8 protein-coding genes are annotated in these 13,709 nt (G+C 58.7%); 5 read left to right on the top strand and 3 right to left on the bottom strand.

The window, feature by feature from the left end; genetic code table 11:
* Positions 1-9: 9 nt before the first annotated feature.
* From ACIX8_RS16935 to ACIX8_RS16920, 4 genes are all read left to right on the top strand, one after another.
* Complete coding sequence (locus tag ACIX8_RS16935; protein ID WP_014266597.1) at positions 10-3,666, top strand: carboxypeptidase-like regulatory domain-containing protein; 3,657 nt, start codon at positions 10-12, stop codon at positions 3,664-3,666.
* Between the two features lie 250 nt (positions 3,667-3,916).
* The gene (locus ACIX8_RS16930; RefSeq protein ID WP_014266596.1) at positions 3,917-4,510 is read left to right on the top strand and encodes an RNA polymerase sigma factor; all 594 of its coding nucleotides are present in this window, start codon (positions 3,917-3,919) and stop codon (positions 4,508-4,510) included.
* 6 nt (positions 4,511-4,516) lie between these two features.
* A complete protein-coding gene (locus ACIX8_RS16925; RefSeq protein ID WP_014266595.1) occupies positions 4,517-5,983 on the top strand; it encodes a cupin domain-containing protein in 1,467 nt (488 codons plus the stop codon).
* A gap of 179 nt (positions 5,984-6,162) precedes the next feature.
* Entirely contained in the window at positions 6,163-7,695 is a 1,533-nt protein-coding gene (locus ACIX8_RS16920; protein WP_014266594.1) for a CehA/McbA family metallohydrolase, read from the top strand.
* Positions 7,696-7,806: 111 nt separating this feature from the next.
* On the opposite strand, the gene ACIX8_RS16915 is transcribed toward ACIX8_RS16920, so the two are convergent.
* The 3 genes from ACIX8_RS16915 to mutS are packed head-to-tail and all read right to left on the bottom strand — an operon-like array spanning position 7,807 to position 13,267.
* The gene (locus ACIX8_RS16915; protein WP_014266593.1) at positions 7,807-9,336 is read right to left on the bottom strand and encodes an ABC transporter substrate-binding protein; all 1,530 of its coding nucleotides are present in this window, start codon (positions 9,334-9,336) and stop codon (positions 7,807-7,809) included.
* Positions 9,333-10,523 carry an anhydro-N-acetylmuramic acid kinase gene (locus ACIX8_RS16910; RefSeq protein WP_014266592.1) on the bottom strand — a complete coding sequence of 397 codons (1,191 nt, stop codon included), beginning with the start codon at positions 10,521-10,523 and terminating at the stop codon, positions 9,333-9,335. Before ACIX8_RS16910 ends, ACIX8_RS16915 begins: the two co-directional genes overlap by 4 nt.
* Complete coding sequence (mutS, locus tag ACIX8_RS16905) at positions 10,520-13,267, bottom strand: DNA mismatch repair protein MutS (RefSeq protein WP_014266591.1); 2,748 nt, start codon at positions 13,265-13,267, stop codon at positions 10,520-10,522. Before mutS ends, ACIX8_RS16910 begins: the two co-directional genes overlap by 4 nt.
* A gap of 142 nt (positions 13,268-13,409) precedes the next feature.
* Between mutS and ACIX8_RS16900 the strand changes: the two genes are divergently transcribed.
* Positions 13,410-13,652, top strand: coding sequence for a hypothetical protein (locus tag ACIX8_RS16900; protein WP_150110642.1), 243 nt, complete (start codon positions 13,410-13,412; stop codon positions 13,650-13,652).
* Positions 13,653-13,709: the final 57 nt, after the last annotated feature.

The following is a 13,709-nucleotide window of genomic DNA, read 5'->3' as shown; positions in this document are numbered from 1 at the left end:
GAGGGGTCAATGGTTCAACATCGTGTAAGAAATTTCATCCTGTCGTTTGCCTGTCTTCTTCTGCTGGCGCTCTTCGCCACGGAAGGTGCGATGGCCCAGATCGATGCAGGCGGCGTTGCGGGTACCGTTAAAGATGCATCGGGTGCGGTGGTTGGAGGCACGACGATTGTTTTAAAGAACGATCTCACCGGGGTCAGCTCCAGCGTGACCTCTACCTCTGCCGGAACCTACATCTTCACGGGTGTGAATCCCGGAACCTACACCGCTACAGCCACGCACGAAGGATTTGAAGCCCGCGTGGTTCACGGAATCGAGGTGCACGTCCAGCAGACTGACGCCATCGATATTCTCCTGGCGACCGGTAACGTGCAGCAGCAGGTGACTGTCACGGCAGCATCCCCTCTGCTGCAGACCGAAGATGCGGCCATTGGACAGACCATCGGGCACCAGACCATCAACAATCTGCCGCTCGAAACGCGCAACTGGGGCTCTCTGGGCCAGTTGGCCGCCGGTGTCGCGACAGCTCCGATCGGGCAGAACGGTGGAACTCCTGAAAATGCCTTCTATTCGGTCAACGGTGTTCAGCTCTATCAGAACGACTTCCGTCTCGACGGTATTAACAACAATATTGAATTCTTCGGCGGATCTTCCGTCGGCACAGATGCGACGGTAACTCCTCCCCCTGACGCCATCCAGGAATTCAAGATGCAGACCGGCGACTATAGCGCCGAGTTCGGGCACTCGACCGGCGGCGTTATCAACGCAGTCGTCCGCTCAGGAACGAATCAGCTCCATGGCAACCTTTGGGAGTATGTGCGGAACACTGCCTTCAACGCCAATGACTACTTTTCCAACCAGCAAGGCAAGCCGAGGGCTGAGTATCACCAGAACCAGTTTGGCGGAACGGTAGGCGGGCCTGTCCTCATTCCCAAGCTCTACAACGGAAAAGACAAGACGTTTTTCTTCTTCGATTACCAGGGCACGCGGATCGTTACACCTGCGCAGGCTACCAGCACTGTGCCAACGGCCAACATGGTAAACAGCGGCTTTACCAATCTGCAGGACCTGATCTCATTCAACAGCGGAACCTCGACCGATGGCCTGGGCCGAGTCTTTGCGCATGGCACGGTGCTCGATCCCGCGACGACGCGCCAGGTTCAGCCCGGCCAGATAGACACCATCTCCGGTATGCGGAACACCACGGGCAGTGCTATTTATGTCCGCGATCCTTTCTATGCCGGAGGCAGTGTTGCGGGCATTACAAACTTTACCGGTTTGGCTTCGCAGCTCAATCAGATTCCCGTGAGCCGGCTTGATCCCAATGCTGTGAAGCTGCTCAAGCTATATCCTTTGCCGACCAAAGCAGGGGCGTTCGCCAATAACTATCTCAATAATCCCAAGTCGACCGAGACCGTCAACCAATACGACCTTCGTATCGATGAGACCTTCGGCTCCAAGGACACGCTCTTTGGAGTGTTTGACGAGAGCTACTTCAACCAATTTGCTCCAGGAGCCCTGCCTGGTCAGAACGACCAAAACGATGCCTTCCCATCCTATGCATTCGCTACCGGCTACACGCATATCTTTACGCCGACACTCTCCAATGAGCTCCACGTAGGCTTTGGGCACAGCGAAAAAGAGCAGCTGCTGTCCAATGCAAACGTGACTGGAATTCCCGCTCAGTACGGTATTCAGGGCATCCCCCAGGTGGCGGGAAATGGTGGTCTTTCCTCCTTCAACATCAGCGGACTGACAGGCTTAGGGCCGACCGACGATCGTCCGACGATCCAGACCGTCTGGGACCTGGAGGTCACGGATAATGTCATCAAGGAACTCGGCCGGCACACGATTAAAACCGGAGTCCAGGTTGACGATCTGCAGGGCAATATCATGCAGCCTCCGGCTCCAAGAGGTTTGTTCACCTTCAATGGTCAATTCACTGATATTCCGAACCAGAATCAGAGCCTGAACGGTATCTCCGACATGTTGTTGACGCCAACGGCATCGACAGTTGGCGGTGTAAATAATGTAGGTGGCCTGCAAAGCTTCTCCGGATCGAACTTCGCCGGCACCCAGTACCACCGGTGGTATACCGGAGCTTATTTCCAGGATGACTGGAGAGCTACGTCCGCACTTACTTTGAACCTCGGTCTGCGCTGGGACTACTTCACTCCTTATTCGGAGACGAATGGACGGCAAGCTAACTTCGTTCCGGTGGGTGGCAACGGAAACACGGGGACGTTCTACATCTCGCAACAGGGTTGCGGTGTTCCCAGATCGTCCACCTTCGACGCCTTGTTGGCATCGAGCAATATCAATCTTGACTGCGTTTCAAGCAAGACGCTTGGGGCCGCACAAAAGACCAACTTTTCGCCTCGATTAGGTTTTGCCTATCGTGCTACTAGAACTCTTGTCGTTCGTGGAGGTTTTGGTATCTCGTATGGAGCTCTCGGTAACCTCGGTTACGGTGGGACCCTGGGAACTAACTATCCGTTCATCTATACGATTACCCAGAATGCTCCCAACTCGCAGTCTCCCATCCTGCTTTCCAACGGGCAGGCGGCCACGATAGAGAATACTTTCTCGACCATCAACCTCTCTGACCCAACCCAGGTCAACGGTGCCGGCGTCAATCTTTATGGACGTCAATATAACTACCAGACACCCTATGTCCAGACGTTCAACCTGACTGTTCAGGATCAATTTACTAATCACGACTCGCTTCAGATCGCTTATGTCGGCACCTTAGGGCGTCATCTGGACGTGTTGGGCAACAATAACTCGCCTTCCGAGGTTTTGCCGGTCGGGACTAACATCTCGCAGATACCTTCCATCGCCAACAACAACCAGAGCTTTATTCCTTTCCCTCACTTTGCTCCTAACGCAATCTACGAAACGACGAATGCGGGCAGCGAATATAACTCGATGCAGACGACCTTTGAGCATCAGACCAGCTTCGGTCTGCAGCTTCTCGCTAACTACACGTACAGCAAGTGCTTCAGCAACCAAAGAACGCAAGGCACTGCCACCTCGGCTTATCGTGCGCAGTGGCTTCCTGGATTCGGAATCTCAGGGGACTTCGGTCTCTGCGATACGGATGCTACCAATGTGGCTCACGTCTCAGGTACCTACGCTCTGCCCATCGGGCGTGACAAGGCCTACCTGGGCAGCATCAATCGCATTACCGATGCGTTCATTGGAGGATGGTCCGCGAACTACATCTATACCTACCAAAGCGGCCAGCCTCTAACCGTTAGCTGTGCTACGGCGACTACATCGGATTTCGGTTGCTTTGCTCCCGTAAATCCAGGGGTCAGCTTGTATGCGGGACCGCACAATCCAACCCAATGGCTCAATCCTAGTGCTTTTGCCCAGCCGGCTGCCGCCACGCAGATCGGACAAACTGACTACTCCGTGCTTGGCGGAAGTCCGCAGCAGGCCCGGGGACCAAGCTGGTACAACCTCGATGCCTCTATCTTCAAGGAGTTTCAGATCTATCACGAGACAAGACTCCAGTTCCGGGCGGAATCCTTCAACACTCTCAACAATCCGCAGTTCGGGCAGCCTGGCAACCTGAACTATCTGAATCCTAAGAACTTCGCTTCCATTACAACCTTGCGCAATACTCCGCGCGAGCTGCAATTCGCTCTGAAGCTCTCATTCTAGGGCTAGACACTGCTGGACAAACCGGGTCGTGTCTCCGAGCATTTCGGAGATACGACCCGGCCAATTCCATCCTGAATGCCTAGCCAAGGGGCCGGATGGCAGAAATTAAAGTTCGGGAAAGAGTGCCTCTCGTTAGTGGGCCCACATCGGATGGCCGATATGATGTTAAAAGAGCTTATTTCAGAGATACTCTCAATCTTTTGAACTCTCCTGTACCGTGCCGGCTTAGCCGGCAGAGACACTCTGGCTGATGGAATCCCGAATCGCGAAGAACTCCAGTAACCTCCCTCAAGGGACAGAATGTGCGTCTTCGGATGAGCACTCTGGAGTACTCGTTCTGGAAGACGTAGCCGAGTTTTATAGCGCCCGCCGACAGAGCTTGTTTGGACAGGCTTTTGCCATGGTCCGGAATCGAGCTCTCGCCGAAGACCTCACCCAGGAGACCTTTGCCCGGCTGGTTGTCGAAGTCAAAAGCGGGAGTGCCATTCAGAGCGCGGCGAGATGGACAAGTACCGTTCTGCGTAACCTGGCACTCAATTACATTGAACATCGCAAGGTCGCTTCCAGTATCGTGGAGCCTGATTCCCAGTCCCAGATAGAGACGGCTCCAGACGGAACTCCATCCGCTGAAGAAGCGTATATGGCGAAGGAATCCAGAAAGCGTCTCGAGAACAGCCTGCTGCAACTTGCTCCCCTTGAGAGACAATGCGTTCTAATGTTTGCTGAAGGCTGCAGCTACAAAGAAATCGCGCTAAAAAAAGATTTGACCTATAGGGTCGCAGTTGATGTTGTTCGCCGTTCTCTTCGGAAACTTCGTAAAGGGATTCCGGCGAAACAAGGATAAAGACCCATGCTTTTCAAACACCACCCCTCGGAAGCACTGATCCTTTCGGTTCTCAATGGCACGGCCCCCGCAGCCGAACAGAAACTTGTCTCGGAGCATGTCGCCCGCTGCCCTCGTTGCCAAAGTGTCTCAGCGCAAAAGAGGGTTCTTCTCCAGGATCTGAGCGAACTCAGCCGCTCCTCTTCCCGAAATCGGGAACCCCTTTCACCTTCCAACACGCTCGTCTTCCCCCAGCGCAGGAGCCCGAAGATCTTTGCCCCCAGAATCGCCTGGGGCGCGATCGCGGCCGCACTGGTCATCGGAATCTTTGCCTGGCCCCGGCATATACAGTCGGTCAGCGCGGCGGAGCTCCTTTCACGCGCGGAGGCGACAGAGGTCGACACGACCGCCAGCCAGCATTTCTATCGTCTGCATGTCGGCACAGCCACATGCGAAACATCCGATCCCTATTGGGAGCAGCTCTCCGGTCCGGGCGACAGCCCCTGTGAGCGCGTGCATGGACAGCTCCTGCAGGCTCGCTGGGATGATCGCCAGATGCTGTCTGCGCACAGCTACCGGCAGTGGCATGACGGGCTTTTGAGTCATCGTGACTCCGTTCTGCACGAGGAGCCCTATTGGACGATCAAAACGGACACCGATCAGGGGCTGCTTCGGTCTGCGAGCCTTCGTGTTCGTTCTTCGGACTACCGTCCGGTCGAGCTTACGTTGATCTTTGCAGCGTTGGAGCCTGTCTCTGTGATGGAGGACATTCCTCAGAAGCGGCGCATCTATATACCGCCGGTAACCTCGGAAAAGCTGACGAAGAATGAAGATCTCCAGCCTGTCGATGGGCCCGGAGATGCAATCGAAGTGCAGGCCTGGAATCTTCTGCGCACGCTGGGTGCCGACTCCGGATGGGAAGCTACGATCACTCGTAAGGGCGGGGAAGTGCGCGTGGTTGGACTCATCAGGGATAAAGCCCGGCAGGAGAAGTTCGACACAGTCTTCTCCAATCTCCAGGGAGTAACCATGGCTCTCGATCAGCCTGCGTTGCTGCCGCAGCGCGGTGGCGATGGAGAGGGACAGCCCCTGGCAGAGAACCTGCTGGAGACGCTGATTCCCGATGCGCACGAACGCGGAGAGCGGGTCACTGAGATCTCCGATGCTTCGCGGGCCGTTGTAGGCAAAGCCTATCTGCATGACCTCTTGGTTGGCCGCCGCCATGCCTTACAGGGCAGCCCTTCCGCCCCTGGGCTGAACACTCTGATCGACGAGGAACAAGGCGATCTCCTCGCAGCCACGGCACGATTGTCCGATCTCCTCGACCCACTGATTGAGACGAAGGCCAGCCACGGCCTCCATGAACCGCTTAGCTATGCTCAGGCCCGCAAACTTGATGCAGCGGTTCTCTCGCTCGTCAATGCGGCTCCAAGGCAGTCGGCGAGCCTTGAGGAGACCAAGGGGATTGTGCGCACGCTGTTATCGAAGAACTAATTCATTGCACATTGACACAATCGGCGCGGCTGCTCTGTCTTGCAATATACGGAGTAGTTCGCGCCGGTGTGCGCTTGACTAAAGCATTCTGAGCCATCCTGCATCACGATGCCCGTGCTGACAGGCTGCTGCGAAGTACTTAGGAAGAATTGGCAAGTTCAAACGAGTGGAGAAAAAGAATGCGCAGTATGTTGGTCAGATTCTTTGCTGTAGGCCCTAAGCTCACCAGGGCCTTTGGAGTGGTTGTAAGTACTGTCTTGCTCGCGTGTTTTTGTGCCGGAAGCTGTGTCTATGCGCAGCAGGGAAAGCCCGATCTGGTATTGCGCGGAACAGTTACTTACGCAGATCGCCAGACGTATCTCGAACTGCCATTCACCGTAGGACCGGATGTGACTCGGGTAGCGGTAGAACTTTCCTACACGGAGCACGACAAGCACACCAACATCGATCTTGGTGTCTTCGATAGCGAGCGATTCCGCGGCTGGAGCGGAGGCAACAAAAACTACTTCACGATCTCGGAGACGGACGCCACCCCTTCCTATCTTCCCGGCGTCATCGTGCCGGGCCAGTGGAAACTTATCCTCGGCGTCCCCAATATCGAGGAGGGCGTGAGCTCCAACTACGAAGCAAAGATCTATCTCTCGCATCGGGCGGATCTTCTCGAGACTTCAACCTTTAGCCAGAAGCCGCTGCGTGATGGCGCCGCCTGGTATAGGGGAGACCTGCATATGCACAATGCGCATAGCGACGGCTCCTGTCTCAGCCAGTCGGGAGTAAAGGTGCCCTGTCCGCTCTATAAGACGGTCGAGGCAGCTGTAGCCAGAAAGCTGGATTTCATTGCCATTACGGATCACAACACGATCTCGCAATATAACGACATGCGGGAACTCCAGCCATACTTCGACCATCTTCTTCTGATGCCCGGCCGCGAAATTACGACCTTTCAGGGCCATGCCAATGTCTTTGGCACAACGGCCTTCATTGACTTCAGGCTGACCAGTCCCCACGTTCCGCATATCAATGATCTGTTGCAACAGGTGCAGGATCTTCACGGTCTCATCTCCATCAACCATCCGGGCTCGCCGTCCGGCGCTGCCTGCATGGGTTGTGGATGGACCGTTCCTGACACCGACTACAGCCGCGTGAATGCCATTGAAGCGATCAATGGCGGCTCGCTTGATGGTCCCCGGTCCGGCATTCCCTTTTGGCAGGACAAGCTGAACAAAGGCTATCGGCTCACTGGAGTTGGCGGAAGCGATAACCATGACGCCGACTATCCTCCGCAGACACGATCGGCGGTCGGGCATCCGACCACGGTCGTTTATGCTCAGAACCTCTCTGAAGTTGAGATCCTGAAGGCTATTCGCGCCGGTCATGTCTTCATCGACCTTGAAGGCACAGCCGACCGCACGCTCGAATTCTCTGCTCATGCAGGCGCAAACACCGCGTCGATGGGGGACGATATCTCGTCCCCTGCAGGACAGGCGGTGCACTTCACCCTCAGGATGCTCGCCTTGCAGAATGCACACCCTGAGATCATTCGCGATGGTGAACTTACCACTCTCGTTGAGGCTGCCCCGGCACAAACTAAAGAGGAAGTGCGCAGCTTCGATTATCCCAGCGACGGAAAGCGGCATTGGCTTCGGGTCAATGTCCGGTCTGCCGATGGAACGTTGTTGGTCGCAGGGAATCCCATTTATTTGAACTTCTAGAGACGATCTCTGAGCTCAGTCCTTCGGTCTCTTTGAAGGAGCCTGACTGCCTGGCAATCCGCCCATTCGGCGATGATCCAACTTCCGGATCATCGCCGAATGTTGGCACGTCTACTGCAGCACCGCTGTCCTTAAAAAGTTGAAACTTCCCCCAGGGTCCAGTTTCACGTTTGTCAGCCGGGTTGAATGCACGACCTCGTTGTTCGGGTACCACAGTGGAATGCCCGGTAGATCGTTCGCGAGGATCTGCTGCACCTCGACGTAAGCGCGCCGCTGTGCGGCCTGGTCTGTCTCTGCGCTGGCAGCTTGTAGAAGAGCATCGATGCGTGGATTGGAGTAGCGTCCGCGGTTGCCGCCCTTTGGAGGGAAGCTGGCTGTCGCATAGGCATAGCGGAATATGTCCGGGTCTTCGTTCGAGCCGATCCAGCGCAGGATATACATCTGGAACGCGCCCTTGGTGATGTCCGAATAGAAGGTGCCGAACTCCGCCGAGCGCAGCGTCAGCTCGATGCCCGCTTCGTGCAGTTCCTGCTGGATGGCCTGGGCTACGAGCCGCGTAGTCTCGTCGGTGGAGGTCTTCAGTGTGAAGCGCAGGCGGATGCCGTTCTTGTCTGGCTTCAGGCCTGCTTCGTCCAGCAGTCGCACAGCACGAGCTGTATCGTGCGGATACAGTGGTAGCTGCGAATCGCTGGCCTGGGCCCAGTGATCCGTCGGCAAAAATGTATTGGCGGGGCGAGCTTCGCCACGCCATAAGGCAGCGATCAGAGCGGGCCGGTCAAGGGCGCAGGCAATCGCCTGGCGCACGCGCCGGTCGCGCAGCGCGGGGTCGTTCACGTTGAAGTTGGCGTAGATGACGATCGAGCCCGGCCCGGATTCAGTGCGCAGGTTGGGGAGTCCTCGCAGCGCGTGCACCATATCCAGCGTGATGTCGCTGCTCTCGGCGTCGCCGGAGCCCTTCTTCATCTCAAGCGCCATGGTGATGGCATCAGGGACGACGTCGAAGCGTATATGTCCGATCTTGGGTGGACCGGCCCAGTAGCTGGGATTGCGTTCGACAACAACTTCCTTGTCCTGCACCTGGCTGACGAACTTGAACGGCCCGGTGCCAACCGGATGCAGCCCTTCTTCACGCCCCGCGCCTTTTTCAACGACACCGAAGAGTCCGTCGCTGAGGTTGAAGAGCAGGCTCGCGTCCGCCTGGCGGGTGCGCACGATCAGGGTCAGGGGATCGCGCACTTCGATGGAGGTAACATCGGCGAATGCTCCACCTTTTGCGGTGATCAAGGCGCCGTTCGTCATGCTGCGGATCGACCACGCGACGTCGTCGGCGGTAAGCGGCTTGCCGTCGTGAAAGTGAACGCCGCTGCGCAGATGAAAGATCCAGGTCAGCGGATCGGGGCGCTCCCAGCTTGTGGCGAGCCATGGCTGGAGGTTGAAGTGGTCGTCTTTTTCTACAAGTGCGTCGTAGATCAATGTGCCGACACGCTCGGACTGAGCGTCGGTGCCCTGGCGCAGGTCGAGATTGTTCGGTGAGCTTGCGATGAGGAAGTGCAGGGTGCCGCGCTCTGTGGCCGTAGGTAGGTTGCAGGCAGCCAGAGGCAGCAGTGCGCCCAATGCCAACAGGCAGCCCAGACTCTTCATGCGAGCGTGATCTTTCCGAGTACCACGGGACGTGTTGCTCCCGTGGCCGAAGGCACATTGCCCGGCAGGCCACGCCACGTAAGCCAGCCCATCAGTGCGAAGGCCGCAGCCTCTTTCGCTTCGGTCGCGACTCCTGCTTCTTCGGTGGTGGTGACACGTACGCCGAGCGCGGAGAAGCTCTCGTGCAGTCGTTGCACCAGGGTTGCGTTGCGTGTGCCGCCACCGGCGGCGAACAGTTCTGTTGTACGCGCACGCTGTCCGAGATGCGGCAGGCAGAAGCGCCGGTACGCGTCGAGGATCGTCTCTGTTGTGAAGGCTATCGCGGTTGCGAGGATGTCCTGCTTGCGTGCACCTTCTCGTTCGCACAGCGCGATAAATCGTGTGACGAAGGCTTCGCCGAACTCTTCGCGGCCGCAGGACTTAGGCGGCAGGGCAGAGAAGTAACTCGCCTGCATCAGCTTTGCGACTACGCCGTCGAGCACCTTGCCGCGTGCTGCGATGGCACCATCTTTATCGAAGCGGCGACCGTAGAGCCGTTTCATGCAGACGTCGGCGATCATGTTTGCCGGGCCGGTGTCGAAGGCCATCACTCCATCTACAGAACAGCCTGCCGGGAGTACCGCAACGTTCGCAATGCCGCCGAGGTTCAGCAGCAGCCGATTCTTCGTGGCATGGCGAAACAGGCAGAAGTCGAGCATCGGCACCAGGGGCGCGGCCTGGCCTCCCGCAGCCATGTCCGCCGGACGAAAGTCGCTGATCACGGGCACACGCAGGCGCTCTGCGATCAGGGAGGCTTCGCCGATCTGCCACGTGCAGCGCACCGGCTGGCCGAGATAGGGCAAGGCTGTTGCCTGGTGATAGATCGTCTGTCCATGACACGCGACTAGCTGCGGCTTCAGCTTGAGCTCGTGTGCCGTAACGTCGACACACTCTGCATACACAGAGCCCAGTCGCCACGAAAGCCGTGCGAGTTCTGCCGTGCTGGTTTGTTTGGCATCCATCGCAGCGAGTACGGCAGCGCGCAGTTTGGCATCGTAAGCGAACGAGCGGTGTCCGAGTACCTTTACTCGCGGCGCGCCCTTCGGCAGTGCAGGGGATACGCGGCAGATTGCGACATCGACTCCATCGGCGGAGGTGCCGCTCATTACGCCTGCAACGAGCATCGGTTTCGGTTTGCCGGTGTTCATGCGCTTCCTTTCAACTCGCGCTGTAACTCTGCCAGTAACTGCAAAGCCTCACGCGGTGTCAGACCGTCGACATCTGTTTGTTCGATGCGATCGACGATGCGCTGCGAGAGTGGCGTGAACATCGTCATCTGCATTGAAGCTTCACGCTCCGCGACGGGAGCTGCCTCGCGTATCTGTTGCGACTCGGCACGCTCATGCACGCGCAGTACGGCGCGTGCGCGTTCGATGACGACCCCGGGAAGCCCTGCCAGCCGTGCGACTTCGATGCCGTAGCTCTTGTTGGCGGCGCCTGCTTCGACCGTATGCAGAAAGACGATGCCGCCGCCGCTCTCCCGCACGGTGACGCGAACGTTCCGAAGGCGTGCCAGCCGATCGGCCAGCAGGGTGAGCTCGTGATAGTGCGTAGCGAACAGTGTGCGTGCGCCGATGTCGTTGTGCAGATGCTCGACCGTTGCCCATGCAAGCGAGAGACCGTCGTAGGTGGCGGTGCCGCGTCCCATCTCGTCCAGCAGCACGAGTGATCGAGCTGTGGCGGTATTCAGGATGGCGGCAGTCTCGGTCATCTCGACCATGAAGGTGGAGCGTCCGCGCGCCACGTTGTCGCTGGCGCCGATACGGGTGTAGACGCGATCGACCAGCCCCAGTCGCATACGCTCCGCAGGTACAAAGCAGCCGCATTGAGCCATGATGACTAACAACGCGGCCTGGCGCAGGTAGGTGCTCTTACCGCCCATGTTGGGGCCGGTGATGAGCAGCAGCGAGGGACCGTTGGCCTCTCCTCCGGCGGCTTCGAGGTGCAGCGAGTTCGGAATGAAGCGCCCGCCGCCGCTCTCTTCGAGACGCTGTTCGACCACGGGATGACGCGCGGAGACGAACTCCAGCACCTCGCTGGCATCGACCTGTGGCTTTACCCAGCCGCGCATTGCGGCGAGATGCGCGAAGCAGCCGAGGAGATCGATCTCGGCTACGCGGCGTGCGGTCTCGCGCACTCGTACAGCATTGGTCAGCAACTGGCGGCGGAGTTCGGAGAAGATTCTGCGCTCGATCTCGCCGGAGCGCTCCTGCGCGGTGAGGATCTTGGTCTCCAGCTCTTTCAGTTCAGGGGTAGTGAAGCGCTCGGCGTTTACCAGCGTCTGCTTGCGTTCGTAGTCGGCGGGCACGGACTTCGCGTTGGCCTTGGTGACTTCGAGGTAGTAGCCGAAGACCGAGTTGAATCGCACCTTCAGCGAGCCGATGCCGGTGCGTGCTCGCTCGCGCTCTTCGATGGCTGCGATGCGCTGGCGGCCGCTGGTCGAGAGCCCGCGCAGTTCGTCCAGTTCCGCATCGACGCCTTCTCGAATTGCTCCACCATCGCTCAGCGAGATGGGTGGCTCCTCAACCAGGGTGCGTGCGATCATTTCGTTTAAATCATCGAGGGTATCGAGCCTGGTTGCGAGGAAAGCCCATCGGCCCGAAGGAGAGGTTGCGGCAAGCTCCGCGACCGCGGCGCGCAGGCCGGGCAGACGTGCCAGCGTGGCTCCAAGCCCGACGACCTCGCGCGGTCCGGCGGAGTCGAGCGAGACCCGGCCCAGCAGCCGTTCCAGATCGAGCAGACCGTCCATCGCCCGGCGCAGACCCTCGCGGCGGCGGATGTCCCCGGCAGCTTCCCCGACTGCGGCAAGCCGTTCGTTGATCTCGGCGAGCGACTGCATGGGGCGCAGCAACTGTGCGCGCAGCAGGCGCTTGCCCATCGGTGTGCAGCAGGCGTCGAGCGTGTAGAAGAGCGTGGTCTTCGGGCCTTCGCTGCTGAAGAGGGGGTCGACGAGCTCGAGGTTGCGTACGCTGACGGCGTCGAGTTCCAGGCAGTCGCGCTTCTCGTAGTAGCGCAGGGTATCGAGATGCTCAAGGGCGCCCTGCTTGGTCGTGCGCAGGTAATGCACGATCGCACCCGCGGCGACTGCGGCTGCGGCGTGGTTGCCGAGTCCCAGGCCATCGAGGGAGTGCACCCGAAGCTGCTGCCGCAGAAGGGGCACGGCATACTCTTTGTTGAAGACCCACTCTTCAACTTCGGTCCGTGCGCCGCCGATATCCGCTGGCGCCGACTCCTCTTTGGTCTCGGTCTCGTCGGGGGCATCGGATTCCCGTAGCGACGTCTGACGGACGCTCTGCGTGGTCTTAGCGCCGAAGCCTCCGGGGCCCCGGGAGAAGATCAACTCCGCGGGCCGCAGCCGTGCGAGTTCGTCGAGAGCTAAGGCCCAGGCGTTTGCACCGGTGAACTCGGTCGCGCGAAACTCGCCGGTCGAGAGGTCGATGGCCGCCACTCCCACACAGGCCGCCGCAGCCGCGCCTACTCCCGCGACGCTCGCCAGCCACTGGCTCTCGCTGGCGGCCAGCGATGGGTCGAGTGCCGTGCCGGGAGTGAGCACACGCGTGACCTCGCGACGCACGATGGTCTTGGTGGCCTTCGGGTCCTCCATCTGCTCACAGAGCGCCACGCGATAACCCAGCCGCAGCAGGCGCTGCAGATACGGTCCCGCCGAGTGGTACGGTACGCCGCACATGGGCACGGACTTGCTCTTGTCGCGCGCGGTCAGGGTGAGCTGAAGTTCGCGCGCGGCGACAATGGCGTCGTCGTAGAAGAGCTCGTAGAAGTCGCCCATCCGGAAGAAGAGCAGGGCGTCGGGGTGGGCATCCTTAGCGGTGCGGAACTGCCGCATTACGGGAGTCAGCCCGGCTTCGTTCGTGATTTCGTTTGTCGTTGCCATCGTTTAATGCAAGAAAGGTCAGGATACCGGATACGGAGCCATTGCAAATCCTCACCTGCCCGACCCGCAAGAATTCAAAGCGCAAAAGGAGGTGCCCATTTCGTTCTTTGCGTCTACACTGGCAAGAATGATCCAGATTCCCATGTCCGACGCACAATATGCCGCCGCCACCGTACGCCTCCGTGATAACGACATTGAGCTGACGGGAACGTCCGGCACTCTCACCAAAGACGGCATTACTGCGAGGTACGCCCATGCCGACGGCATGCTGACCATCGAGATCATCGACCGCCCGAGCCTGCTGCCGCTCAGCCTCATTGAAGGTAAGCTGCAGTCCTATCTGGACCAGAGCGTGGCGTACGACAACAGCCGATCGAACGGCTGAACGGGCTCCGCTCGATTCCTGCCCATGAGCGCAGGATGACACTGAAAGACCAAACGA

The sequence above is a fragment of the Granulicella mallensis MP5ACTX8 genome, assembly GCF_000178955.2.
GTDB lineage: Bacteria > Acidobacteriota > Terriglobia > Terriglobales > Acidobacteriaceae > Granulicella > Granulicella mallensis.
This window is presented reverse-complemented; position numbering and strand designations above follow the sequence as displayed.

What these genes read in the sequence shown, in the direction of transcription:
- ACIX8_RS16935 (WP_014266597.1), top strand. Translation starts at nt 10, where the DNA reads ATGGTTCAACATCGTGTAAGAAATTTCATCCTGTCGTTTGCCTGTCTT.
- ACIX8_RS16930 (WP_014266596.1), top strand. Translation starts at nt 3,917, where the DNA reads ATGGAATCCCGAATCGCGAAGAACTCCAGTAACCTCCCTCAAGGGACA.
- ACIX8_RS16925 (WP_014266595.1), top strand. Translation starts at nt 4,517, where the DNA reads ATGCTTTTCAAACACCACCCCTCGGAAGCACTGATCCTTTCGGTTCTC.
- ACIX8_RS16920 (WP_014266594.1), top strand. Translation starts at nt 6,163, where the DNA reads ATGCGCAGTATGTTGGTCAGATTCTTTGCTGTAGGCCCTAAGCTCACC.
- ACIX8_RS16915 (WP_014266593.1), bottom strand. Translation starts at nt 9,336, where the DNA reads ATGAAGAGTCTGGGCTGCCTGTTGGCATTGGGCGCACTGCTGCCTCTG.
- ACIX8_RS16910 (WP_014266592.1), bottom strand. Translation starts at nt 10,523, where the DNA reads ATGAACACCGGCAAACCGAAACCGATGCTCGTTGCAGGCGTAATGAGC.
- mutS (WP_014266591.1), bottom strand. Translation starts at nt 13,267, where the DNA reads ATGGCAACGACAAACGAAATCACGAACGAAGCCGGGCTGACTCCCGTA.
- ACIX8_RS16900 (WP_150110642.1), top strand. Translation starts at nt 13,410, where the DNA reads ATGTCCGACGCACAATATGCCGCCGCCACCGTACGCCTCCGTGATAAC.